We start from the raw sequence: 26,441 nt of genomic DNA on the forward strand, positions 1-26,441 counted from the left end.
AAATGAGAATAATTATCATTGTGTGCAGCATATATCACAACCTTTGTGTGCGCAGATAGGAGGGAAGAAAATGATTGTTCAAGCAGAAAATACAGAGCTTACAGATTTTAATGCAAATGTTCTACATCAAATCCTAGGTCATTCCTCTGTAGAGCCCTATGAGCATTGCGGCAGGGTACCGTCCCATCTTGGCGAAGGTCATTTCAGTTGCATGCAGCTTCGGGACGGTATGGAATTGCACATGAGCGATATGATTTTATATGAGAACGTTTCGTTTGATGTAGGCATTCGCTATCCGCATCTTGAGCTTGCGTTTACGCTAGATGGGGGTGGGTATTTCTCTGTTGAGGGACAAAACAAGGATATTGTAACAGAAGCAGGTATTGCCCAACTCGTTTATTTACATGATATAAGATTTCATGCCGAGCAAATCAAAGAAAGACCAATTGTTCACATGGAGCTGCGCATGGATGCGAGGCTTTGGGGCAGCCTGTTTCCAAATATAAAGCTTGGGAATAATCAGTCCTTCCTCCATCTTCAGGATACGATTCGTCCGAAAATGCAGGTTCTACTACAGCAACTGCGCAATTGTTCTTATAGCGGGTCAGCCAAGCGCCTTTATATGGAAGGAAAAACCTTAGAGCTTTTGGCATTATTTATCTATGAAATGGAAATGGGGCAGATCAAAGGGTGCAGTAGGTTAAAAAAAGACGATATTGATCGAATTTATTTAGCTCGGGATATTTTGGTAAAAATGCTAGGCCAGCCACCCAGCCTGCTTGCTCTATCGAAATTGATTCATCTGAATGATTACAAGCTCAAGATCGGCTTTAAAGAAGTGTTTGGTATGACTGTATTTGAATTTGTTAGACAACAACGGATGGAAAAAGCGAGAATGCTATTGGAGAATAATAAGATTAGTGTCAGCGAAGCTTCCTCGCTCGTGGGCTATCATAATTTTAGTCATTTTGCCTCTTTATTTCGCAAAACATATGGTGTTAACCCAAGTGAATATGGCAAGAATGCTTTAAAGTAAAGAGGATGTCAGAAATGCCTATCATATACAGCCGACTATAGATGAAAATGACCGCCAAGGATCAGCTAAGGCGGTCATTTTTGTGTATCCTGATACACCTAGCACATTACATGACCAGCAGATGCTTCCAAAAACTCAAGTTGCAATCATCCTTGTATTTTTTCATGTATAATAAGCGAAAGTAAGGTATGAAGGGATCAGTTATAGATTTGTCCATGCGGCAATTAGGATGAATGGCAAAATATAAATCAACTCTTTACAGAATATATGGAATGAGGAACGAGTTTTGAAGACATTTAAAAAGATGTACATTGAAATTACTAGTGTTTGTAATCTTGCCTGTAGCTTCTGTCCACAAACAGGTCGACAAGCTAGGTTTATTAAGCTAGACACGTTTACCAATATTTTGGATCAAATTAAACCACATACAAAGCACATCTATCTTCATGTGAAGGGCGAACCGCTCCTGCATCCCAAAATTGATCAATTGTTGGATGTAAGCCATGAAAAGGGATTTAAGGTCAACATTACGACAAACGGAACCCTTATTCAAAAGAATCGTGCCAAGCTACTGGGTAAGCCAGCCCTGCGTCAAATGAACTTCTCGTTGCATAGCTTTGATGGTCATGAAGGCTCTGTTGATCGTGATAAATATTTATCCAACATTCTATCCTTTGTTCGAGAGGCGGCGGAGCATAATGTAATCATATCCTTTCGTCTCTGGAATCTGGATAAAGATAACACAACGAATCTTCAAAGAAATAGGAACAGAGAGACCTTAGAGATGCTGGAAAAAGAATTTAATCTGGACTATAAGATTGAAGAAAAAGTAATTCCGGGCAGCGGGGTTAAGATTGCTGAACGAATTTATCTCAATCAGGATCATGAATTTGAATGGCCGAGCTTACACGCGCCCGAGGATGATGGAAAAGGCTTTTGCCATGCCCTTCGTACTCAAGCAGGAATCCTCGTGGATGGAACGGTTGTGCCGTGCTGTTTGGATGGGGAAGGTGTGATTAATTTGGGCAATGTCCAAACTACACCTTTCTCTGAAATCGTAGAGAGCGAGAGAGCAAACAATCTTTTTGACGGATTCTCAAGACGCGAGGCTGTTGAGGAATTATGCAGAAAGTGTGGATATCGAAAGCGGTTTGGGGCTTAGTGTGGATTATGGAGATTATTAGCATAGAAGTAACCAAAAAAAGAACACCTTTAAAATTAGGTGTTTTTTTTAGGTTACATAAAATCTGTAAAATATTCAAATTTATGAAACCTTCTTTATTATATATGAGGGCATTAGTTACTAGAGAGATTAATTTAGTAAAAATAAGTTAATTTATTGTTTATTGATTATTAAAATTGTATATATAATACAAAAAATTCAATTGTAGTAACTTGTTTTTTGAATTACATAATGATAACATGTAGAAAAAATAGCAAATAATACCAATTATTTAAAAAATGAGAGGATAAGTCGATGGGTAAGGAATCGATTACAGTTGTGACCGGATATCATTTTTGTATAAATAAAGAACGAATGAGCTCGAATAAATGGTTTGGCAAAATAAATGATATGGTATTCACCCCAACATATACACAAAAACCGTTTAAAATTCATCAAAAATTGACACCGTTTCTTCTGCAATCCGTTGCTTACGTTGTTTCTGTATTAAATCAGAAAAATCTTTTACCCAGGCCAGATCGAAGAGGAGTCATTATGAATGTGCCTAATGCTGTCTCTGCAGAAATTGACTCTTACCTCAATGCTTTTCATCAACCGCGCAGAAGAATTAGACCTCATCAGAGCTTAGCTATCGATTCAAGTTCTCCAACCGCACTTGTTACACTTCAATTCAATTTTAAAGGACCCTCTGCCACATTAACTGATCGGTATGGCGGCTTGAGTGGTTTAGGTTGGGCATACAATCTGTTAAGGGAGAATCGTTCTGATTTAATGATAGTAGTTGATATAGACCGAGAGTCCTCCTTAACAGATGATTTTGTTGGAAGTATCAGCGTTGCGGCGTTAATAAAGGAGTCTTCCACGGGAGAAATAACACCAGTTGGAAAACTAACGGATTGGACATTTGAATATCCGAGAAAAGACAGTTTATACGGCAATAAACTAGAACAGGTAATGATCTGGCTGGAATCGGAAAACTCATCGCCATGGTTTGGCTATGTCGATCCTGACAACTGGGCAATTTGCTTTACGAAATCATAGGGGGGGAGCACGGAATGAGAGTGGGTATCGCTGGTTTAGGTATCGTTTCTCCTTATGGATTCGGTTTTGAGCTATTTACCAAAGGTCTGCTTGCCGGGAAAAATGCCCTTGCCTCCTTAACAAGATTTGACGCCCAAGGGTTTCGATCTCAAATAGGCGGACAAGTTGACTTTCAAAGTGATAAATTGGAAGAATCCATAGCGCAAATTTGGTTGAACAAGGCCTTACAGGAGGCAATAGAGCAAGCAGAGTACAAGCTAGAGATATGGCGTGACTGCAAAAAAGCTATTATCTTACCAGTTGTCTGCGGGGATTCTATGTCTGGATTTGGAGAAAGGGCAGAGGTATGGGTGAAAGACCCTCTAGAGTTCCTCCCTTTTGAATGGCGTGAGCAAACGCCCGTACTACGTTTGTCAGCAGCATGTTCTTCTATCAGTTCTGCAATCGCAATGGCAAAAAGTCTTGTCTCACAAGGACAACTAGATATGGTAATGATTGCACGAGCAGAACTTCTTAATGAATATGAATATGCTTCGCTCGATATTGTTAAGGCTATTTCAACTGAGACAGCGCGTCCCTTTGATCAAAATCGTAGTGGGATTTTAATAGGAGAAGGGGCGGGGGTCATTTTACTTGAGTCAGAGGAATGCCTGCGAGATCGTGGGAAAAAGCCACTAGCCTGGATAGATGGAATTAGTCATATTGTTAGTGGGTATGAAACAAATATGGTTGAGCTAGATAAAGACAGTGCGATACATACGATGAGTGAGGCGTTAGAGGATGCAAAACGTAAAAAAATCGATTGTATTCAGGCTCATGCAACAGGTACCCCTCAAGGTGATCTCGTTGAGGCAGTAGGCATTGTGGAGGCTATAGAGGAGGGGAGTATGATCCCGGTAAGCTCACATAAAGGGGCAATTGGACATTTGCTACGCTGTTCAGGAGTAATGGGATTAGCCGCAGGGGTCCTTTCTTTGCAAACGAACGTTATTCCAGCAACTCTTGGTTTGATAAATCTCGACCCGGCTTGTCCAGTTCAGGCGGTAATCGGACATAGTATGAAGGCAACAGTAGAGTCTGTGCTTATCAACAGTTTTGGCTTCTGCGGAAATTATGTGTCTATGGTAGTTACCTCACCTAAATAGTGAGAAACATAAGCATTAGCAATGCATTGCGATATAAAAAAATTTATAAGATCGTGTCGGAAAGTAGGATGAAATATGAGTTTGATACACGTTTCTAATCTACAGAAAGAATATGCTTATTACAGAAAGGAGGTTGGGTTGCTTAACTCTATTAAAAACCTATTCCATCGGGAAAAGCTGGTCAAGGAAGCGGTACAAAAAATTTCATTTGATATCGATGAGGGAGAGATGATGGCTTTTCTTGGACCAAATGGAGCAGGAAAAACAACAACTTTGAAAATTTTATCCGGCATCTTGCATCCCACTAGTGGAGAAGCAACTGTGATGGGGTATGTTCCATGGGAACGTAAAAAGGAATTTAAAATGAAATTTTCGATTGTTATGGGACAGAAAAGTCAGCTATGGTGGGATTTGCCCGCTAATGAATCCCTATTTTTAAATAAATTCATTTACGAAGTAGAAGATCGAGAGTATCAGAAGACGTTGGAGGAGCTAACAGAATTACTTGATGTCAAGGATATTTTAGATGTACAAGTGAGAAGGCTTTCCTTGGGAGAACGAATGAAGCTAGAATTGGTGGCCGCATTAATTCATCGACCTAAGGTTATTTTCTTGGACGAGCCTACAATTGGATTAGACCTTATCTCACAGAAGAGCATCCGTAAATTTCTGAAGTATTACAATGAAGAGACGAAGGCTACGATCATTTTGACAACACATTATATGAAAGATGTAGAAGACCTTTGCAAACGAGCTATTATTATCAATCAGGGAAAGATTGTGTATGATGGCAACTTAAATAAAGTAAACGAATTGCTGAATCAGAAGAAGCTCATTAAAATTCAATTTTCTGCCCCTGTTCCACAATCAGCTGTAGAAGCTTACGGAATTGTGAGGGAGCACAACGAATTTGAAAGTCTTATCGAGCTTGATCGTGAATTTTTAAAGCAAAACTCCAAGCTGATATTGGAGCATTTGCCTGTAAGTGACATTAATGTAGAGGATATCCCCATCGAAGATAGCATTACGATTTTGTATAAGAAGGATGAGAAAAATGAGAAGGTTGCGCAGTTTTAGAAAATACATTCATACCTTTCAATTAGGGATACAGACAGCAGTGGAATATCGAGCTAATTTTGTGTTGGGAATTGTGGGAAGTATATTCTCCATCACCATATTAACCTACTTATGGACAGCTATTTTTGATAGCCAAAGTCCCGGGTCTACCGTTTTTGGATATACTTTTCAGGAGATGATCACTTATACACTGATTGCGGCAGTAACTGCCAAGATTATTCAAGCTGGTTTTGAGTATGATGTAGCGGAAGATATAAAGGAGGGTGGGCTTAACAAATTTATCATTAGACCGATTGGATATCTTCCTTACAAAATTTATTCGTTTCTTGGCTCTAAGCTAATTTATATTGTGGTCAGCTTTTGTTTAATCTTTCTCATTTTATTTGTCTTAAATAGACTGATCAAAGTAGAGATTAACCTCGTTAATATCGGTTATTTTCTGATTACACTCTTACTTGCTCTCGTATTAAACTTCTTTATCTTCTTTAGCATTACTACCATAGCTTTTTGGCTTGAAAATGTTTCTTATATTTTTGAAGCTCCGAAAATTTTGCTTGTAATATTAAGTGGAGGGATTTTTCCGCTAGATGTCTTCGATGATACAATTCTCTCCTTTCTAAACTATTTGCCATTTAAATATACGGTCAATTATCCAGTAGATGTGCTTATTGGGAAGTACCAGGGGATGGAACTGGTGACAGGTATGGGTCTACAAGTATTCTGGATTATCGCTTTTGCTGTTCTCTCCAAATTGTTATGGGGCATCGGTATTAAAAAATATATAGCTATAGGTGGATAAACATGGCATGGGTTAAAGAAGTAAAAAAAATGGTAAAGATATACTATCTATTTTGTAAAAACTGCTTAATGGCGCAGATGGAATATCGTTTTAATTTTTTTGTCGGAGTCATTGTGGAGAGCGGTTTTGTATTATCCAAGTTGATTTATATCTTTGTGATATACCAGTCAGGTTTGATTATTGAAGGATTAAGCAGAGACTCTATTCTATTGTTCTCAGGTACATTTATGCTGGTTACAGGGGTATATGTTAGTCTTTTCGTTGTTAATTTTTTTAAAATCTCAGAGGATTATATACACGAAGGAAAACTTGATTTATACATTACAAAACCAATATCCCTACAATTTCTTACCACAATGAGATATATAGATTTTGGCTTGGCGATTCCCAATCTGATTGTCGGAAGTGTGCTGTTGGTAATGGGATGGAGTCGATTAGGAATTGAGGTTAGCTTGGCTAATATCGCAGGCTACACCCTATTTTTAATCGGAGGAATTGTAATTAGTTACACAGTCATGTTGATTCCGCACCTCTTTTCGTTTTGGTTTATTAAAACATCCGCTGTAAATGATTTGAGCAATGATATTTGGGAATTTGGGCACATGCCAGCAAGAATCTATGGTAAAACAATCCAGACCATCGGTATTTACATTATTCCGTTATTTTTAGCAAGCAACTTTGGACCATTGTATCTCCTAAATCAATTAAGCGTGGTAAATATGATGTGGGGTATTCTTGCTCCGCTAGCATTGTTGCTTTTGACTCGATTACTGTGGAAGGCAGCGGTTCGGAATTATTCTAGTGCAAGCAGTTGAGTTTTTATAAGAGAGGTGAAAAATGAATGAAATTCTCAGTTAGCTTTTTTTCGAACGTAAATGATACTACAGCCCAAAACATGCAGGATCACTATGAATTTCTATTCGAAGTAATCCAATATGCGGAGAAGCATGACTGGTATGGTGTCTGGTTTCCTGAGAGGCATTATCATACCTTTGGTGGGTTATTTCCTAGTCCATCCGTTTTTGCAGCGGCTGTAGCAAGGGAAACAAAGAAACTTCGTATTCAAGTTGGAAGCGTCATATTGCCTCTCCATTCGCCCATTCGAATTGCAGAAGAATGGGCAATGGTGGATCAATTGTCAAAAGGGCGAGTAAGTATTTCCTTTGCTTCTGGCTGGAACCCCAACGATTTTAAAGAAAATCCAGAGCATTTCGATCAGCGGAAAATACGAATGTGGCAGGGAATAGAAAGGATTGAAAACCTTTGGAATGACAAAGAAACAGATGTAACTATATTTCCAAAACCCTATCAACAACAAATCCCGATTTATGTAACAGTAGCTTCTTCTAAAGAAACCTGTTATGAGGCTGGAAAACATGGATACCATTTGTTAACCCATTTTATTTTTAATGATATGAATGATGTAAAGCAAAAGATTGAGTTGTATCATGCTGGATTACGTGAGGGAGGTCATAGCATAGAAGACAAAGATGTAACTATCTTGCTTCACACCTATCTTGATCATGATCTTGAAATGGTAGAAAAGACTGTAAAGAATGCTTTTTTTGAGTATCAGCATGCATTCCTGTCATTGGCAGAGATGATCCCCCATTATGAAAGTAAACGAGAAGAAGAGATTGCAAAAACAATGATGCTAAGGAAATATTCTCCTCATTATTCCTTGCTAGGTACTCCAGAGACTTGTTCAACTGTATTGAGGAAGCTAGAGGAGATCGGGGTTACGCAAGTTGCTGCTCTGATAGACTTTGGATTACAAAGACAGAAAATCATGGAGAGCTTGGAACGATTGCAGCTACTTGTAAAAGAGGAGAATGCCCAGACTATTCGATGAAAGGGAATGGAAAAAATGAAACAAGCGAAGATACGTAAAATCCTACAAGACCTGCTTGAAATCAAGGAACCTATTACTGAATGTGACGACTTAACAAAAATGGGGTTAGATTCTATGACTACAATTCGTTTAATTGTAGCACTAGAGCAAGCATTTGATCTGGAATTTAGTGAGGAAGATCTCTTGTTGGATAATTTTCGAACTGTTGAGAAAATAAGTGGTTTAATCAATGTAAGACAATCAGAGAAATTAGTTTATACAGAAAAGAGTGAGTGCTAATGAAAAAACAGTATCATGTAGCCGGAACACTTTCTCAATCGCAGGCAGAAGCGATTACTTCGAAATTGGTGTATAGTCTTGAGGGGATTTCTCATTGCTCCTTCTATCCTGAAACAAAGCAAATTGAAATTGACATCGTTGATAAAAGCAAAGAAACACAGATTGACCAGGTTATTCAGACCATGATTGAGGAGCAAAAGAGTATACGTTCTTTTCCTAATCGGATCATACGAAAGACCGATGGAGACATCACAAAAATACGAATCAATGAGGAAGAAATGCTAGCAGAGTTTTCAGAGCTTATTCGAAAGGAGTCTGCTGTTACTTTATATGAGGCATTACAACGTCTTTTTGCGGAATACGCAGAATCTAAACAAGCGAGGGCGAGAATATATTCGTCCTTAATTCCAAGACAGACAATGGAAAAATGCCAGTATGTGAAAAACTTCCCACAAAACCTTTATGTAGTTGCCGAATTTCCTCATGAGTATGAAGTGCTTAATCAGGTTGGTCAAACTGATAACTATGAAAAATATACTCGTTGCAGTGAGTATCTTCTTTCACCAGCTCTATGTTTTCATTGCTATGAGGAGTATTCTAATCAGACATTGCATGAACCATTATTACTTAGTACAGAAGGGATTTGTTTCCGTCATGAGGCACCATGGCGTTTGGGAAAACATCGACTTCATAATTTTCGAATGAGAGAGTTTGTTTTTATGGGGAATGAGTCCTTTGTCGAAGAAACAAGGTCCTTTTTTTTAGATTTAATATGGAAATTATTTGTTGATTTAGGATTTAATGGTTACATAGAAACGGCACATGATCCCTTTTATTTTCCTCATCATGCTGAGAAAAGTCAGTATCAGCTAATGGCTCACATGAAATATGAGCTAATTATCTCAACTGACATGGGGAATTTTTCAATTGCGTCATTTAATAATGTAAAAGACACGCTATGTAAAGAGTTTGGCATTACTGAACCAAATGGTTCAATATTGCATTCAGGATGTGTGGCTTTTGGGATTGATCGGTGGGTATATGCCTTGCTGGCTGTATATGGTACACAGCTTCATGAATGGCCTGCTCAGATAAGAGAAATCTTGGATTTATAAATTCTTACCTTTAGATAAATAGAAGGAGGCTTATTACTAATGATTTTTGCTACAAACGAAAGAGACGTGCAATTAAAACGATTGGACAAGCTTATTTCAGGAATCCGAACGAATAAAGCAGAACTGTTAGAAATTTTAACGGAGATTGCTACCTATGATAGTGCTGAGGCTGAGATAGAATCTTCCCTCTCTACTCTACTTGGAGCTGAACAGGAAGTGGAGCGCTACAATCCTCCTCCTATTAATCGGATTGCAGTTTATCATTCATCAAACGTTTTGTTGTACTCCTATGTCTTATATGCTGCTATTCCAAGTTTATTTTGCAAGGAAATCTTGATTAGACCCTCTACAAAAGCTTTATCTACAATGGTAAAGCTTCATGATTTCATAATGAAACAGGCGGACATGCCATCCCAGCTACTTCCTATTTCTCAACGGAAATTTAAAGAACAGGCAGGACAGCCAGATGTAGTTGTCTTTACTGGAAATTATGAGAACAGTTTGAAGGTGCAAAAAACCTATCCACACTCTTTGTTCTTGTATTTTGGAGCGGGAATTAATCCATTTATCGTTGGACAAAAAGCAAATCTAGCAGATGCTTCTAAGCGAGCTGTAGCTGCACGCGTCTATAATTCGGGACAGGATTGTATGTGCCCCAACGTTTATTTTGTCCACGAGAATATTAAAGAGAATTTTCTATCTACACTGATTCAGGACATTAAAGAATTACGCATTGGTAAGCGAAATGAACCAGGCAATGTAATAGCTCCGTTATTTTATGAGGGGTTGTCAGAGCAGGCACAGGAGTATTTCACACCAATAAAAGATCGTATTGTTTACGGTGGATCGGTGGATGTGTCCAGTAATTATGTAGAGCCTACTGTTGTCGTGTCCTCTCTTGAAAAAATTGGTGAGGTAATTGAGTTTTTCTGTCCGATCTTTCATGTTGTAACCTATCGAGATGAACAAGAGGTAATAGATTGGTTACATGCTCCTGAGCGTATAGAGAGTACTCTTGGTGCTTCTGTTTTTGGAATACCAGAATTAGCTGAAAAATTACGCTCTACCCACATCGTGTCAGAAAATGTAAGCCTGTACGATATTGAAAACGGAAATAGCCCGTTTGGTGGTTATGGTTTACAGGCAAATTATGTGTGTTATCAGGGCAGTTTTACTAGTCGTCCTCTTTTAATCTCCAAAGAAGTATCAGTCGCATTCAACAATAAGGAACTACATCATTCATAACTAAAGAAGGATGTGAAATAATGGAAGCAATAGAAAGTCTGACGATCTGGGATGCTTATGCGAGAGTACTTGCGGAACAGGGCATAACAAAGCTGTTTGGTATGGTGGGAGATGGTGGGGGGTTAATTGAATCCGCTTATAAAAAAGAAGGATTAGGCATTTTCACGGCACGTGACCAGCGAATAGCGGTTGGAATGGCAATGGGGCATGCTCAGGTGTCAGGGAGTCCAGCCGTGCTTGTTACTAGCCCAGGACCTGGAATTGCAAACTGCATAATGGGTGTTTTAGAGGCATATTCGGCCGCTGTACCTTTAATTATTATCTCCAATGCTACTGCACGGAACATGCGCGGTGAAGGGGCATTTCAAGAAACCAATTCCATTGCCATGATGCAACCCGTGACTAAATGGTGTTATCGTGTAGAGCACCCAGAGAAAGCCATTTGGGCTTTGCGACGTGCTATTTTTCTAGCTGTTAATGGAAAACCGGGGCCAGTCTATCTTGAGATTCCAGATGATCTAACATGGATGGAGCTAAGCAGTGAATCGTTCTCTGATGCTGATAAAAGAAACCTTGATGAACAAGGACCGATTTTTTCGCAGCCTGAAGAAGAGAGTATACGTAATTTATTCGCTCAACTAACGAAAGCAAAGCGTCCTATCCTCCTATTAGGCGGGGGGTGTCAACATCGACCGTTTGTGTCTGAATTAACAATCTCTTTAGCAGAGGCACACGGATTAGCTATCTTTACTACAGCATCTGGAAGAGGAATCGTAGATGAGAGGCATCCCAATGCTTTTGGAAATGTAGGCTTGTATACGTTACCGCAAATCAAGAAGCTCCTTTTTGAGGCAGATATGATTATAGCGATTGGAACTCAGTTAGAGGAGACAGCTTTAATGGGATGGAAGGAGGCCTTATTACATTCATTCTTTGTACATATTGATTGCCATTATGAGTCGCTGGAACGTTCTGTTCATGCCAATTACAGGTTGCTTGGAGATGCCCAACTGTCTTTGCAACTCTTGTGGAAAATGTCAAGCGAGAATCTGAATTGGATTACGACTAACAAAAATGAGTGGATAAAAAGAATGCAGGAGGTAAAAAAAGAAGCTCTGTCAGTATGGGCAGAAGTAGAAGATATAAAAGCACCTGTGAGAAGGATGCTTAAGGGAATCGAACATGAATTTGGAGAGCATGTCATCTTGGTTCAAGATAATGGGCTACATGATATGTGGGGATATTCGTATCCTGTTTATACGGTGGCTCCGCCCAGCCGCACAGTGGTTCCCGGTGAACAAACAGCCCTAGGTTTACCGATGGGTATATCCTTAGGAGCTAAGATTGCTGCTAGAAAAGCGAATGTTATTGCTTTACTTGGAGACGGTTCGTTTGAAATGGGATATTCAGCTGTGGGGAGTGCCGCTGAGCATCAATTAGGTATCACTTTTATTGTCATAAATAATGGTGGATTTTCTTGGCCAAGATTTCAGCAAAGCATGAGCGAAATAGAAATAGGCTGCTCTTTTCAAATAGAGCTAGACTATGCATCTTTAGCTAAATCGGTTGGCGGCTATTATGCTAAACTGACTGACCTAAATGAGTACCAAAATGCATTAAAAGAAGCAAGGCTGTATACAGAACAAAATAAGATTGCTTTGCTAGAATTAATAGTTAGTTGGGACCAGGATTTACCAATTACGGTAATGATGCAATATGGAGACAAAGAACAGTAAGTATGTTCTCATGGGAACATTCGATTAAAAAAGGTATGTAGATGTCTAAATAAGCTAGGAGGAATCCCATGAATCTGGCTATTCCCACACACCACCCTGTCATGTATAACAAGCGAAAGGAATTTTTAGATTGCTTAGAGTATCTTATTTGTTCTTATATTCAAGGATTTGGAGTGCCGTATCACTGGCTTTTGTCCGACAGATGGGGATTTTATTATCGAAGCATTGATGATTTTACAGCAGCCAAGGAAGAGGTATTAATACCTTTTCCAGATACATTACAAAAAATTTACAAGGCAGAGTTCCTTCATTATGAAAAACGAGAGCTATTGGATGTAGTGAAGGAAACCATTAATCAAAATCGACATCTTTTCACTGTTGTGGACGGTAGATTCTTTCCATGGTATACGGATATGGAAATTTTCTCTCATTTTGTTTTAATTCAAGACTATGATCCTGTATCCAAGCTTTTTTATATAACAGATTTATGGCCGTATGAATTTTCTGACTGGTTCCCGATTGAACCTACCAAACAAGCTTATGAAGTAGAAGGCAGGTATAGCTTTACATTGACCGAACCATCCCTACAAATCAATGACGAACTGCTTCGACAGCAATTTAGGTCCGTGTGTAACAAAATTAATGGTACTGATACCGGATATGTGGGCTATCTCAGCGGACAAAAAGCACTCCTTGCGTGTCAGCAAGATATGATATTACACGGGAAAGACTTAGGAGCTCATCTGGATAAAATATTTGACATGTTAAAACGAGTAATAAACTATCGAGATGGATTTCTTGAATTCATTTTATATGCAGATCAGGATCAAACAAGCCCAGTTTATAAGGAAGTAGACCCGGCACTAATTAGTTTAGTAGAAGAGACGGTAAATGTTTGGGCTGTCTTTCGAAATTACTTAATTAAGGCAAAGGTTACAGGAAGCACTAATTTTCAAAAACAGATTGATTGGGTGAATAAAATCATTGAAAAAGAAAAAGAAGTTTATGAAAAAATAATCAAATATTTATAAATTGATAGAAAAGTATTGAGGTGCTTGAACAATGGATATGAGAGAGGCACATATAATTGATTTGGCATCCATTTATAATACAAAAGGAGTATCAATCCAAGACCCAAAGCTGGTTGCTCAGCTGGATCATATACACAGCAGCATTCCAGGAGAGATATTTCCAAGCGATGAAGTAATTTCATACCAAGGAATCCCTTTTGCCTTTCCATTAACTGAAGCGGTTGATAACGATGTTATAAGTTGTGATGGCCAAATCGTTGAAGTAAACGCTCAAAGGTCCTTTCAAACCTTAGCTTTCCTCGGTTTTTCATTATTTGGCGATTATCAGGATAAATTTACAATTCATTATGCGGATGGGGTGGAAGAAGAAGTGCGATTTGGTTTAACTAACTGGAAACAGTATAAAACTGGAACGCCACTATTTGGAGAGCAGATAGCGATGTCTCTCCCCTATTATGTAGAGAACATGATCCTTACTGAACTTCCAAGAACCGTTTGGCTGCAAAAAGTAACTCTTCAGCATTCGGGGCACATCAAGCAAGTTATACTGCCAAGAAATCCATATTTGATGGTAATTGCTCTTACCCTGTGTAACGTATAGAGCCTACAGGTTGGAAAGGAAGCGTTACAGCAATGAAAATACCATTTCTACCAGAAAGAAAAGCTCCTTACTACTCTATTTGTCTTCATGTCATCTTGCATGAGCGATTAAGGAATGAGGGAATGACTAGTTTTCTTAGCTTACATCCTAATCTAGAGATGTATAGTGTAACCGTTTATTCTAAGAAACAAGACACAATCAACATGCAGTATGGTTTATGGGATGAATATATAGACTCTTTCCGTTTAGGTAAGCTGGGTTACGGAATCAGCCCAGAGCATATGGGTTATGAAGTAGAGAATATCTCGTTTGCTTCCTATGAGGAAGGAAAACAAGCTATTATGCATAATATTCAAAACGGAAAACTTTCGTTGATTGGTGCTTCATATTTTCACCTGCCTTATAGCGAATTTTATCATAGTGATAAGTATCTAATAAATTACAGTAGTCTCCACCCCGGAATTACGAAGCATTGGATATCTGTATATGGGATAGATGAGCAGAAAGCACTGATCTATGATGGTGTTCCGGGAGATTACGTTGGGAGTATACAACTTCAGGACTTTGAAGCGTGCTGGCGTGGAGATCGAGCTATAAAACAATTAGAAAACAATTCGAAAGTACAGGGGAAAAAAGAGTTTCAAATGCTACAGCTTTATGAAGTTTCAAAAATAGAACAAAGTGATGTTATGAAACTAATGGAGAGTGTAGCCACTACAGTTGCTTTTGAATATACTCGGGGGTTGATCATTCGAGAAAATAACGAAACACATTACTTTGGAAGAAGTGCAATTCATCAGTTAGTAGAGGATTTGGGCTCCTATTTACATGATGATCAAATAGGCGGGGAACACCTTTCTGATTATGGTCAAGCTGTTTTGGAAATAAAACTGATGCGCTACTATTATCTGGATTTGCTTAAAGATTTGGTAATGTTATACGGTTTTGTTTATGAGGAGGACTTGGCCCAGTTTGAGAAGATTGTGAAACGATGGGAAGTCATCAACATTGGTCTGATGAAGCATATTTTACGACAGTCACCACTTAAAAAGTTTTTAAAAACAACAATTGAGTCAATAGAGCAAGTGGGGATGCAGGAGAATCAATTTTTTATTGAGTTTCTTCACAGACACTCTCATATTTCCTTAGTAGAGCCCATAAAAACAATCCAAATATGATCTCCCAGAGAAGGGAAGAAGCGGCTTGATAAATTATGAGGTTTTTGTTGGTAATACATCCTATACAGCACTTATTAAACAAGAAATACAACAGCTTACGCTTTGTATGAATCATCAGGGAGTTTCAGCAGGTAATCTGGTTGCGATTGCTATTCACGAACCCATCTCTTGGTTGGTTGCCTATTATGCCTGCAAAGAACTGGAGGCAGTTCCTGTTGTGATCGGAAAGGTGGCCGAATTAGATAAACAACTGGAGATAGTCCGAGCTGACTATGTGTGCTATACAAGCGATCATTATAAGATACAAATTGAGAGCCTATCTGTGGTAAAGGAAAGAAATATACCAAGCAATACAGGGCTCATCTGCAGAACCTCAGGCTCAACTGTAGGAATGCCTAAATATGTAGCCTGGAGTAAAGAAGGGATTACGTATCAGAAACAGGAGACGACACGAGTATTCGGATACAAAGAGGGAGAACGGCTTCTTTTTACATTGCCACTTTGGGGAGCTTATGGATTAAGTATTGTGGGAGTTTTGGAACACAACAGTATGGATTTGGTTATTCCTGCTAATTTACGTCCGCGCTCCATAATTACCGTTCTGGAAAAACAAAACGTCTGCTGGGTAGAAAGCGCTCCTTTTTTTTATCAAACTATGCTTCCTTATCTATTAAAAGAGCAGAGAGGGATTGAAGAAATTGGAGTAAAGGGATGGGGCTGTGGAGGCGACCTGCTTACCCATACTTTTGTTCAACAATGGGTGAAAATGACAGGGGTTCCCATATTGGATGGTTATGGATTAACGGAAGCGGGTCCTAATGTATCACTGAATCGTCCTTATGATTATTGTTATGGAACCGTCGGCAAACCTCTTAGCGGAACAGAAATCAATTTTTCTGAGGATAGAGAGTTGTGGGTTCGAAGCCCTTCAGTAATGCTAGGTTATTATGCCAATGGACAAGTAGATGCTTCAATGCTTCATAATGGATGGCTGTCTACTGGTGATATGGCAACGAGAGATGAACATGGATACGTGACTATTTTGGGAAGAAAAAAGAATATCATTATTGTCAATGGATATAATGTCAGCCCGGAATATGTGGAAAGAACGATCAGAGAACATCCCGGAATAAGAGACGTAGCTGTTGTAGGGGTCCCTCATCCGACACGTGGAAATCGATTGTGTGCTTTTGTAGTGGGGGATGCTTCTCTTACAAAAAGAGATATTGACCTATTTATAAAGGATAAGGTAGACGAGCCTTCCCGACCAAGTTTTTATGAAATAATCCCCCATCTACCGGTACTTGCTAACGGAAAGACAGATCGAAATCAACTGAAAGCGATAGCTGAAGTCCGATTTGGTCAAGAAAGTTTCGTGTAGCCACCTGTAACGTCAATAAAGGAGACATGTAGTTTCAGACTATCTATCGACAAACCTCTTTTATGTTAATGACATAAAGTGGGGTTTGTTTTATTTTTTGTTTGAAAAAAGTTATATAAAGATGAAAAAATGTAATCATGGATTTATATTTTAGGATGTGGTTAGATTTTTTTGCATCTGATAATTACCTAACAAAATCCCTCGGCGCACGACAGTTTGAGCCTGAATTGATTCATATCCATGGGATTCGAAAAAGGGCTTAGCCGTAATGCTTGCATGTGTAGTGATTGTAGTAAGACCAAGTTTTTTGGCTTCTTTTTCAACACAACGTAATAATCGGGAAGCAATTCCTTGCCTTTGAAAATCCTTATGGACGTAAAGCCTATCTAAATAGCCTTGAATTGTCATATCACAAAACCCAACGATTGCACGGTTTATTTCAGCGACATATGTTCTATTAAGGCGTAGTGACTCTGGCCAACTGATCAGCTTGTTCATTTGTTCGTCCGCTGGAGCCCAAGCATTGAGCTGTTCTGGTGAGTAGTCATGTGCCGCAATAGAATGAACTGTATCATAATAGAGTGAGACCAAATGCTCTGTATCCGATTCAGTATACATTCGAACGATCATTATCATCTTCCTTTTCATATTGTAATAAATAAGAAAACAGTATAATGCTATGGAAAAAGAAGAAGCAATCTTTTACAATCATTATATCTGATTTGATATTTGGCTGCTTCAGACTCTTATTTGACAATCTATTTTGAAAATTTTTGCATTATCCTGTGATCAGCTTATGTTCTGTCCGCTAGATTGGAAAAACTTGATGTGACATAGCATTATCATTCAACAGAGGGGATTCTGGATATTACATATAAAGGTGTTAATAAATGGACAGCTTTGCAGCAATGGGGGATTCAAAAGGATCAAATGGTTTGCTTTGGAAACGATCTGAATGACCTCCCGATGTTTCAATAGGTTACTACTCTGTATTGATTGGCAAGTGTGAACCTTTGCAGGCTTTTGCGCGGAGGAACATAGCATTTGATGATCAAATAGAACAAAATATGATCACTACATTACAGGAGCTATGCTTCCGATTTGCTGAAGTGAAATAGCCAAAAATACTTATACGATCAATGTAGAATTGATAGAAAGAGGTGTATTAGCTTTGCAACGATCATTAGAAGAGAGACGTGCAGGATTACGTGAAGCGGAAAGAAAAGCAGAAGAGTTATTCAAACAGGTTGAAGAGAAGGGAATATTGCGCAGTGGAGTAACGGAAAAGCAGGTGAATAAAGAAATATATGAATTGGCTTTTCAAATGTATGGTATCAAAAAATATTGGCATAAACGGATTGTAAGAGCGGGTAAAAATACACTGTATCCTTACCGTGAGAATCCCCCAGACCTAACGATCTCTGAGGAGGATATTATTTTTCTTGATTTCGGCCCCATTTTTGAAGAATGGGAAGCGGATTTTGGACGGACATACGTGCTTGGAACTGATCCATATAAGCTAAAGCTACGTGATGATATCGAGAAAGCTTGGCAGGATGGGAAGGACTTTTTCCTATCAAAACCCAATATAACGGGAAGTGAGCTATTCGAATATATGTGTCGTCTCGCAGAGCAGTATGGATGGGAATATGGAGGACCGCATGCAGGTCATCTAATAGGGGAATTCCCTCATGAGCGAATTCAAGGGGATGAGGTAGAGAATTACATCCATGCTGATAATAACATTGACATGCGAGAGCCTGATAAGGATGGGAGACCGCGAGATTGGATCTTAGAGGTGCATTTTATTGATCGTGATCGTGAAATCGGAGGGTTTTTTGAGCAGTTATTAACAGTCGAATAACCTTGAGGGGTTTGAATTTTATAAAAAATAAGCAGGGAATCAATGAGCTTTCGATAAGAAATGAATAAAAAGAGCGTCCGCAATAAAGGAGACGTTCTTTTTTATTCATTCTTGTACTGCCGCAATCATATCAGAGCGGCAGGCCATTGTTATTAACGTATCAGCAACGAATTGATCAGCTCTGATGCCATTTTCAATAAGGCTTGCAGTTGAATCGCTAATGAACTGCTTAGCTCAGCAAACATGTTAGCGTCCATTGATACAATAATGAGCAGAAGGCAGGCGATAAATACGCCTTTTTCTACGGAGCTTCCCGTTTTAAAAGCAAGAGGCAATTTTATTCTTGCTTTACTAAAAGGATAGAACAGGGGTACACCGGCGACCGTTAATAAATCCCCTACGATATGAAAGAGATATCCAATCCACAAGCCTAAAAATACGTTCTCCTTCATAAAGAATCCAAGGGGAAATAAACAAAGCCAAAAAGGCAGAGCATGTGTCAGGCCACGGTGTCCTAATGTTTTACTCATTACCCTCGATGTTTTGGATAGCTTTTTACCTATGTAAGATTTAGGATGATCAATATCGGGCAATAAGCTTCCCACAGCTACTCCCATTACATAGTCTGTTTGGAATGGGATATCCAAAAACTTCGCTACACATACCCCAGCCAGCGTTGAAAAAGCAATATGCGTTTTATACTTCAAGATGCTCCCCCTCTTTTTGCTGTAAACAAAGAGGGAATAATTCGTACTACAGATGATACCGCTCTTTGAATAGCTTCTGATAAAAAAGAGAACTTTTGTTCTCTTTTTTATACTACCATATTTCTTTGCAGGTGGGCAGTCTTTCTTGAAATAATTTACTTTTTAGCGGGAAACCATACCGCTTCAAATAAAAGACGCGTAAAGGAGTAGTGTGCCAAAAAACACTGCCAAAAGAAAATGACTACATTCTCAAAATGGCGGCTTGTTTATTGACATTCTATGTCTGGAAGCATTTGTTACTTTAAAAGGAAACTCGATTATCGCAATAATTTCAGATCAAACTCCGGAACAAGTCCTTCTTGTGCAGCGCGACTTAAAAGAGCAGTTACGGCCGCATATCCATCTTCCCCTAGATCCGCAGTAAATTTGTTTACATACAAATTAATATGAGCTTGGGTTACTTCTGGGTCCATTTCCTGAGCATGGTGCATGATATATTCTCTGGACGCTTCCGGATGTGCCCAAGCATATTCTACGGAGGCACGGGTCCAGCTAGCAATAGCATCCAAATCCAACGAGCGTCGAGCGATAATGGCACCTAGTGGAATCGGTAGCCCTGTATCCGTTTCCCACCAATTACCTAAGTCAGTCATCAAAGAAAGACCATAGGAAGGATAAGTAAAACGTGCTTCGTGGATTACTAAACCGGCATCAATTTTACCATCGCGTACAGCAGGCATAATTTCGTGGAAAGGCATTACAATAATTTCTCCTACTCCGCCGGGCACATTTTGGGCAGCCCATAGACGGAATAATAGATAAGCGGTGGAGCGTTCGCTAGGAACAGCTACGCGTTTGCCAGATAAAGCGGAAGGCTCAGCTTGTTGTTGGGATGGCTGATCAATAGCAGACGAGTTTTTCGTTAAGACTAAGGGACCGCACCCTCTACCCAACGCTCCGCCACATGGCAGTAGGGCGTATTCCGACAATACCCAAGGAAGTGCAGCGTAGGAAATTTTGAGTACTTCTGGTCCAGTTAAACTAGCTGCAAGTCCATTCGTGATATCAATATCTGCATACATAACATCTAGGGCTGGAGCTTGGGGAATGAGTCCATGAACCCAAGCATGAAAAACAAATGTATCATTAGGGCAAGGGGAAAAGGCAATTTTCATCGTAACACCTCCACAAGTACTGAGCTTACTTTTTCAAGAGCTTCTAATGCTTCTTTTATACGCCAAGCAGAACGGTCGCGCGGACCTACAGGATTAGAAATAGTTCGAATTTCCAATACGGGAATCTCGAATTGCTGTGCGGCGGTTGCTACTCCATATCCCTCCATCGCTTCAGCAGTCGCTCCCACTATTCTGCTGGCTATGGCTGTGGCTGTTTCGGCACGGCCTGTTACTGTGGAAACCGTGAGAATTGAGCCGGTATGGGTAGGTAAACCGGCAATGCGCAGGGCTTCTGCTACACGCTTTGCCAGCGTAATGTCTACAGGGATTCGAGCAGAACCAAATCCTAGTTCGTCCAAGCTTAGAAATCCATCAGGGGTTTCCGCACCGAGATCGGCGGCCAAGATTTCGTCTGCTACCACCACTGAAGCTATATCAGCTTTCTCTTTAAATCCACCAGCAATACCAGCGCAAATGACTACATCATATGCAGTCGCTGCCAACGTGCGTGCTGTACTAGCTGCGGCACAGGCTGCACCGACACCACCCACTAGAACGTTGAAGCCTTCTGCACCGTTTAAGCCGCGGATTACCGCTGCTTGTTCGGCTTCTACAGAGGTGACGATAAGTATACGTTTTAGTGATCGTGAGGATGGATTGTTCGAGTTTACAAATGTACCCGAAGAGATTTCTGCTTGTTTCGCTTGATTCATGTGAACAATCTCCTTTTCGTGTAAACCATAACGTGAGCTCTCGAAAGACTATATAAAACGAATCCTCTCTATAATAAAGAAGGAAGCGGAATACAAAAGCTTCTGCCTCCAATTATACAAAGTTGAGCCGTTGAGTGAAACACTTTATAAGGCGTTAAAGTTTGAGTTATGCGTTGTCGACTACTGTTTTGGCTATCTGTATCATCTGGTGGTGTATCTTTTCATTCCGCTTATTTTCATTGATAGAGTAAGCGAGCTGATACAAAATCCCTTGATGGTAAAAAACAATTTCGTCTGCTACTGTATTGTGCAAGTGAACGGAGAGTGTAGTTTCATCCCAATCATAGTAGGAATAGACTAGTGAGCCAGAGGTTGTTTTTATGTGTTGAAAGAGAGGAACACCATTCTGCGTTCTCTCGATACGAATCTCATTTCCGATGATATCTACGGATTGGGAGGCATGTTGGTTGGTTTTGTCTATGTTAGCGAAGGGGTCTTCTTTCATCTCGGTCATTCGCAGGATAACAAACTCATTCTCTTCGTTAACAGCCGCATCCTTTTCTTGTGCATAAGTTAGCTGAACCTGCTGGAAAAGCTCCTGTTCATGTTCTTGCTGAAACGTTATTAAATAGGCTGACTCTTTACTGATCGGGAAAGGAAGGAGGGTCGTGTTAATGAGCTGATTTACTGATTTCTTCTTTGTTGGCAGATAAGGAGCAAGCTCTTTTGGAGTGACCGGCTTATAATAGGTGATATTCTCAATACTGTGAGGCAGGGAAACATGCTCGCTTTTAGCAAAACCACTTCCTTTTACTGTCGGCAGAAGAGGGTCGGGTGAACAGCCGAGCAAACTGAATGTCATTGTGAATAGGAGCAGCAGTGATAGGATTTTTTTACACTGACGTACCATAGCTTTGCCACCTTTTTATTTTACATAATACCATTATCTGTATATAGGGATAAAGACATAATAAAAAAGACTCCGATCTTATCTATCGGAGTCTCATGCACTTATCTTTTTAGCTAAAAAATACTTAAATCCCATTGCTGAGCCATTTCTTTTAGCAACAGGGAGCCAGCCACGCTATTGCCAACCTCATCAATCGAAGGACTAAAAATCCCAATTCCGCAACCATCGGCAAAAGGTAAGTCACGGGAGCGATAGCGAGGCGGTACAGCGGAGAGGATACCTCCAGAGACCCCGCTTTTCGTTGGAACGCCCACAAAGGCAGCGAATTTACCAGACGCGTTATACATTCCGCATGTCAGCATTAGAGATTTAGTGAAACGAGCTACGTCCTTAGGAAGTACTTGTTCCTGACGAATCGGGTGGTAGCCGTCAAGGGCCAGGATTAAGCCGATTAGGGCCGTATCCTTGGTCGTTACCTCAAGCGCGCACTGTTTTAAATAAACCTCCAGAGCACTCTCCACATCTCCGTCTAAGAAACCAATATCCTTCAGATAATAAGCTAAGGCGCGATTGCGGTGAGCAGTATTCCACTCTGACTGGAATACCTCTTCATTTAGCACGGGAGCGGTACCGATTAGTTGGATAAATAGCTTGTTAAGTGAATCCATTTTTTGGGTAACAGAATCACCAGCGAGCATAGATGAAACTGTAATGGCCCCCGCGTTAATCATTGGATTGTAGGGACGACCCGGTTTGCTCATTTCTAATCGAATAATCGAATTAAAAGCATCACCAGTAGGCTCTGCATCAACTCGCTGCAAAACATGCGGAATGCCATATTCCATACATACCGTGACTAGGCTGAGTACTTTAGAAATACTTTGCAATGTGAATGGAGCCTCACAATCGCCAGCGGTAATCATTGTTCCATCTGTACCTATTACAGTAACTCCTAGCTGATGAGGATTCATCTTGCCTAGGGCAGGTATATAGTCAGCACACTTCCCTTGAGAAGCTGCATCCTTAAATTGATCAATCCAATGTAACAATTGAGCAGATACTTGCTGATGCTGTTCTGTTTCTGACGGTGCCAAGATACTTGGGCTCATCTCAGATGCTCCCCTTTCATATTAAAAATAACTTGAATAACATACCAAGACAGGGGCACTGCCAGTTAGTATGACCCACATTCCCATATTCATATCAATGGTAGTGAGAATCGCCAGCTTAATGTGTCGTGGAACTCTATTTTAAAATCATAGAGGTGTAACAGCAAGTATATTTCCAAAAAAAGCTTATTTTTTTCAAGAGAGGGAGAATAGTGGAAAAAAAGAAAAAGCCACCAATTATAGGTGGCTTTATGGTTTCCATATTGTAAGCTGTCCCACATGACTTCATGTCGGTGTTTTATAACCTTATTCGAATTCTTTTTCCCTTACGACATAGTATCTGGAAAAAGATAGATATAGCATTTTTGAACCTCAAAACAACGAAAGCCCTACCTCTCTTCCGTCCTTACGGCTCCGATGACCGCGCCAGTGTGAATCGGGTAAATCAAAACGCTTGCCTGAAAATGAATTGCTTCTTTGGAAAATAGTTTTTGGACGTGAGATTTGAAAAACAGGTGAGAGTAATTCATTTCGAGGAAAAAAGAATTGGTTGGGTGAAGGTAAAAAATCATCTTAATATGAAAATCACAAGACTAATCGTAACATGTTGATAAACAAAAAGCAAATTCTATTAAAAAAATAAAAAAAAATTTTAGAAATGTGTAATTTTACAAGTAACATTTATGATTTTTTGATATTATTTACTATAAGCTAATAAAGACGATGGAGAAGCCGACCTATGATTACGGAGCTGGAGAAAAAGGATTTTCTAAAGCTTCAATTGATTTTGAAGTGAAAAGCTAGCCTGTTTCTTTAAGCAGTGATTACAGGTAATCCTCCATATATTGTGTCTTTATTGACGATCCAGATCAACCTACTTTGTGACTGCAAGGCATTGGTGAATTTCATGTAATCGTAAGCATAGCTAATGATGTATTAGCAGTGCGAAACGATTGGATGCACAAAATCGGCTACGTTTGGACAAAAACATGAATCATTTCGCGATAGATGAAACCCAAAGCATGGCTCATTATGTATCGGTATCATATCAAGCTGCGTATAGAGACAACGAAACCCAAGGAGTTAGATATCTTTTAAAGAAGGTATTCCCTCTAATGCGCTCTATACCAGACGAAAGCTCTTCCGTCTATCCATAAAGATTGATGATGAATTGTCTACAAGACTCCGCTCTTCTAAAACTACAGGGTTCTTGTTAAATAAGCTGAAACGGTTTTGAGATTCCCAAAAAGCCTTCATACAGATAGGTTTGACTGGAGCATAGTTCATGACAACTGATCATGAGCAGATTGATGTCAGCATTCGTATCAGGAAAACCTCTTTCTATTCAGTTTTGTATGTACGAATGATGACGCAAGAGAGACAAAAAAAGGATAAGGACAGGGAGAAAATAGAGATGAAAATATGGTTAAAGACCTTCTTGCTATCTGGGTTACTGCTGTTGCTATTCGGTTTACAGCCTTCCCAATCCCTAGCAAGTGGTAATGCAAAAATTTTACTAGATGGTTATCCACTAAGCTTTCCGGTACAGCCTCAAGTAGTAAAAGGAACGACTTTAGTGCCATTCCGAGCGATTGCAGAAGCGATGGGAATTCAGGTGCAATGGGATAATTCAACACGGACGATCGTTGCTACCAATCCAAATGGAACTGCTGGAACACAGCTTCGCCTACAAATCAACAATGCTACTGCTTATGTGAATAATCAACCAATCAAATTGGCTGTAAGCCCTACGCTTTACAAGGGGAGCGCATTAATCCCGTTGCGGGTTTTCAGTGAGCAATTTGGGGCTACGGTTAACTGGGACGGTGCTAACCAAACTGTATTATTGCAATCTCCACCAAAAGATATATATACGATGGCTTTCTATGCCATTTCTTCATTTAGTGAGCGACAACTTATCCCTTCCTTTGATGCAGTTGCCTTTGGTTGGGCAAGAATCAATGAAAATGGTGAGTTTACACTTCAAGGAAAAGATTTTTATTGGCCTAAATCAGCAGGAGATGTAACGCCAGAGGGGATTGTAAGTGAAGCAAAGGCAGGCGGAACACAGCCATACTTCATGGTTTTTGCTTCAGATCGCAAAGGTGAGCTAATGAAAATGCTTCAAACCGCGCAGCTACGTCAACAAACGATCGATGGAATTTTACAAACTGTGCGCAATCAGCCGTTTGAAGGAGTTGCCTTAGATTTTGAAGGATTGGGCTTGAGCGGAGATATCGAGCTTGAGAAACGTCTATACACGGAATTTATTGGACAGTTAGCTCCTGTGTTACATCAGGAAGGTAAAAAGCTGTCACTAATCTTGCATCCGCCAAACGGTTCCTATAAAGGCTATGATTATGCACAATTAAGTGCTATGGCAGACGATTTGATTATCATGGCGTATGACTATGGACAAAAGGGACAGCCGGAGAATTTGGACAAAGTAAATGAGGCTATCCAGCTTGCATTAAAGCAGGTGCCAAAAGAGAAGCTGATCCTAGGTATCTCTATGGGCAGTGAAAATGCTGGCACCATTAACAGTAAAATTGGTCTAGCTAAACGATACGGTTTAAAAGGTGTTTCTCTATGGCGATTAGGGCTAATTGGAGAGCCTACTTATTTAGAAATGAAAAAGGCTGTAGCGATGTAACGGTACATCCTTTTATCAAATGGAATATATAATCGCTAAATCCATCCCTCACATTGAAGGGATGGATTTTTTTATGTCTCTATTAACCTTAAGTGTTATACAGTCTAGCTTTCGATGTGGTTATGGATACAATATTCATCTTGGAGAGCATTTCTTTGCCAACTACGATTGCATCATGCTTGATGTTTGTGAAATACGTATAGGCGAGCATTGTATGCTGGGACCAGGTGTTCATATTTAAACGGCTATGCATCCTCTCCATCCTTTAGAGCGGGCAAGTGGTTTGGAATATGGGGAAACCAGTTGTCATTGGCAATCATGTATGGATTGGTGGGGGTGCTATCATTAATCTAGGGGTTAGGATTGGAAATAATGTAGTTGTCACTTCAGGAGCTGTCGTAACGAAAAACGTGCCGGATAACGTTGTCGTAGGAGGAAACCCAGCTGTGATTAGTAAAGAGATTGTACTTTAAAAATTACAGGATAGAAATTAAATTACCTCATTACGATTTGCTACAGAGTTAAATACATAAGGGAAGAAGCGTCTAAATGATGAATTTGGACGCTTCTTTTTTGGCTAAAGGGTGATGAACATACCGTTACATGTACAA

At 39.7% G+C, this 26,441-nt stretch carries 24 protein-coding genes and 2 pseudogenes; 20 read left to right on the forward strand and 6 right to left on the reverse strand.

Going from position 1 to position 26,441, the window contains the following annotated elements:
• The first annotated feature begins 70 nt into the window (after positions 1-70).
• The 16 genes from O0550_RS12340 (at position 71) to O0550_RS12415 (ending at position 16,699) form a co-directional block, all read left to right on the forward strand.
• Positions 71-1,036 (forward strand): AraC family transcriptional regulator, encoded by a 966-nt coding sequence (locus tag O0550_RS12340; protein WP_258426442.1) that lies wholly within the window; start codon positions 71-73, stop codon positions 1,034-1,036.
• Between the two features lie 286 nt (positions 1,037-1,322).
• Complete coding sequence (locus tag O0550_RS12345; RefSeq protein WP_258426443.1) at positions 1,323-2,198, forward strand: radical SAM/SPASM domain-containing protein; 876 nt, start codon at positions 1,323-1,325, stop codon at positions 2,196-2,198.
• A gap of 315 nt (positions 2,199-2,513) precedes the next feature.
• Positions 2,514-3,260, forward strand: a complete 747-nt coding sequence (locus O0550_RS12350) for a beta-ketoacyl-[acyl-carrier-protein] synthase family protein (protein WP_258426444.1) — start codon at positions 2,514-2,516, stop codon at positions 3,258-3,260.
• 14 nt (positions 3,261-3,274) lie between these two features.
• Positions 3,275-4,405, forward strand: a complete 1,131-nt coding sequence (locus O0550_RS12355) for a beta-ketoacyl synthase N-terminal-like domain-containing protein (RefSeq protein WP_181748748.1) — start codon at positions 3,275-3,277, stop codon at positions 4,403-4,405.
• Between the two features lie 75 nt (positions 4,406-4,480).
• Positions 4,481-5,482 carry an ABC transporter ATP-binding protein gene (locus O0550_RS12360; protein WP_258426445.1) on the forward strand — a complete coding sequence of 334 codons (1,002 nt, stop codon included), beginning with the start codon at positions 4,481-4,483 and terminating at the stop codon, positions 5,480-5,482.
• Entirely contained in the window at positions 5,460-6,281 is an 822-nt protein-coding gene (locus O0550_RS12365) for an ABC transporter permease (RefSeq protein WP_258426446.1), read from the forward strand. The genes O0550_RS12360 and O0550_RS12365 overlap by 23 nt, the downstream gene beginning before the upstream one ends.
• Before the next feature lie 2 nt (positions 6,282-6,283).
• Positions 6,284-7,096 carry an ABC transporter permease gene (locus tag O0550_RS12370; RefSeq protein WP_003335571.1) on the forward strand — a complete coding sequence of 271 codons (813 nt, stop codon included), beginning with the start codon at positions 6,284-6,286 and terminating at the stop codon, positions 7,094-7,096.
• Between the two features lie 26 nt (positions 7,097-7,122).
• Positions 7,123-8,133, forward strand: coding sequence for a MupA/Atu3671 family FMN-dependent luciferase-like monooxygenase (locus O0550_RS12375; protein ID WP_258426447.1), 1,011 nt, complete (start codon positions 7,123-7,125; stop codon positions 8,131-8,133).
• A gap of 15 nt (positions 8,134-8,148) precedes the next feature.
• Positions 8,149-8,412 (forward strand): acyl carrier protein, encoded by a 264-nt coding sequence (locus O0550_RS12380; protein ID WP_003335569.1) that lies wholly within the window; start codon positions 8,149-8,151, stop codon positions 8,410-8,412.
• Positions 8,412-9,527, forward strand: a complete 1,116-nt coding sequence (locus tag O0550_RS12385) for an aminoacyl--tRNA ligase-related protein (RefSeq protein ID WP_096888149.1) — start codon at positions 8,412-8,414, stop codon at positions 9,525-9,527. The genes O0550_RS12380 and O0550_RS12385 overlap by 1 nt, the downstream gene beginning before the upstream one ends.
• Before the next feature lie 39 nt (positions 9,528-9,566).
• Entirely contained in the window at positions 9,567-10,772 is a 1,206-nt protein-coding gene (locus O0550_RS12390) for an aldehyde dehydrogenase family protein (RefSeq protein WP_003345087.1), read from the forward strand.
• Between the two features lie 20 nt (positions 10,773-10,792).
• Positions 10,793-12,508, forward strand: coding sequence for a thiamine pyrophosphate-binding protein (locus O0550_RS12395; RefSeq protein ID WP_258426448.1), 1,716 nt, complete (start codon positions 10,793-10,795; stop codon positions 12,506-12,508).
• A gap of 68 nt (positions 12,509-12,576) precedes the next feature.
• Positions 12,577-13,539 (forward strand): hypothetical protein, encoded by a 963-nt coding sequence (locus tag O0550_RS12400; protein ID WP_035319092.1) that lies wholly within the window; start codon positions 12,577-12,579, stop codon positions 13,537-13,539.
• A gap of 31 nt (positions 13,540-13,570) precedes the next feature.
• Entirely contained in the window at positions 13,571-14,140 is a 570-nt protein-coding gene (locus tag O0550_RS12405) for a hypothetical protein (protein WP_003345081.1), read from the forward strand.
• 32 nt (positions 14,141-14,172) lie between these two features.
• Positions 14,173-15,318, forward strand: coding sequence for a BtrH N-terminal domain-containing protein (locus O0550_RS12410; protein ID WP_258426449.1), 1,146 nt, complete (start codon positions 14,173-14,175; stop codon positions 15,316-15,318).
• Between the two features lie 25 nt (positions 15,319-15,343).
• Positions 15,344-16,699 (forward strand): class I adenylate-forming enzyme family protein, encoded by a 1,356-nt coding sequence (locus O0550_RS12415; RefSeq protein WP_258426450.1) that lies wholly within the window; start codon positions 15,344-15,346, stop codon positions 16,697-16,699.
• 150 nt (positions 16,700-16,849) lie between these two features.
• Here the strand turns inward: O0550_RS12415 and O0550_RS12420 are convergent, their stop codons facing one another.
• Positions 16,850-17,329, reverse strand: coding sequence for a GNAT family N-acetyltransferase (locus O0550_RS12420; protein WP_003345075.1), 480 nt, complete (start codon positions 17,327-17,329; stop codon positions 16,850-16,852).
• Positions 17,330-17,554: 225 nt separating this feature from the next.
• Between O0550_RS12420 and O0550_RS24680 the strand changes: the two are divergent.
• Positions 17,555-17,677, forward strand: a pseudogene (locus O0550_RS24680) (HAD family hydrolase); the annotation flags it as partial.
• A 193-nt stretch (positions 17,678-17,870) separates the two neighbouring features.
• Positions 17,871-18,563 carry a M24 family metallopeptidase gene (locus O0550_RS12425; RefSeq protein WP_258426451.1) on the forward strand — a complete coding sequence of 231 codons (693 nt, stop codon included), beginning with the start codon at positions 17,871-17,873 and terminating at the stop codon, positions 18,561-18,563.
• A gap of 152 nt (positions 18,564-18,715) precedes the next feature.
• Here the strand turns inward: O0550_RS12425 and O0550_RS12430 are convergent, their stop codons facing one another.
• The 5 genes from O0550_RS12430 to O0550_RS12450 all read right to left on the reverse strand — a co-directional run bounded on the left by O0550_RS12430 (position 18,716) and on the right by O0550_RS12450 (position 23,165).
• Entirely contained in the window at positions 18,716-19,270 is a 555-nt protein-coding gene (locus O0550_RS12430; protein WP_003335557.1) for a metal-dependent hydrolase, read from the reverse strand.
• A 317-nt stretch (positions 19,271-19,587) separates the two neighbouring features.
• Positions 19,588-20,445, reverse strand: coding sequence for a 1,4-dihydroxy-6-naphtoate synthase (locus O0550_RS12435; RefSeq protein WP_258426452.1), 858 nt, complete (start codon positions 20,443-20,445; stop codon positions 19,588-19,590).
• On the reverse strand, positions 20,442-21,158 hold the full coding sequence (locus O0550_RS12440; RefSeq protein ID WP_258426453.1) for a futalosine hydrolase: 717 nt from the start codon (positions 21,156-21,158) through the stop codon (positions 20,442-20,444). The genes O0550_RS12435 and O0550_RS12440 overlap by 4 nt, the downstream gene beginning before the upstream one ends.
• Positions 21,159-21,324: 166 nt before the next feature.
• Complete coding sequence (locus O0550_RS12445) at positions 21,325-22,068, reverse strand: hypothetical protein (RefSeq protein ID WP_258426454.1); 744 nt, start codon at positions 22,066-22,068, stop codon at positions 21,325-21,327.
• A 113-nt stretch (positions 22,069-22,181) separates the two neighbouring features.
• Positions 22,182-23,165 (reverse strand): glutaminase, encoded by a 984-nt coding sequence (locus O0550_RS12450; protein WP_396125765.1) that lies wholly within the window; start codon positions 23,163-23,165, stop codon positions 22,182-22,184.
• 1,426 nt (positions 23,166-24,591) lie between these two features.
• Here O0550_RS12450 and O0550_RS12455 point away from each other — a divergent pair.
• Positions 24,592-25,830 carry a stalk domain-containing protein gene (locus O0550_RS12455; protein WP_258426477.1) on the forward strand — a complete coding sequence of 413 codons (1,239 nt, stop codon included), beginning with the start codon at positions 24,592-24,594 and terminating at the stop codon, positions 25,828-25,830.
• Positions 25,831-25,927: 97 nt separating this feature from the next.
• Positions 25,928-26,303 (forward strand): annotated as a pseudogene (locus O0550_RS12460) (DapH/DapD/GlmU-related protein); the annotation flags it as partial.
• Positions 26,304-26,441: the final 138 nt, after the last annotated feature.

The sequence above is a fragment of the Brevibacillus halotolerans genome, from assembly GCF_026891775.1.
Lineage (GTDB): Bacteria > Bacillota > Bacilli > Brevibacillales > Brevibacillaceae > Brevibacillus_B > Brevibacillus_B halotolerans.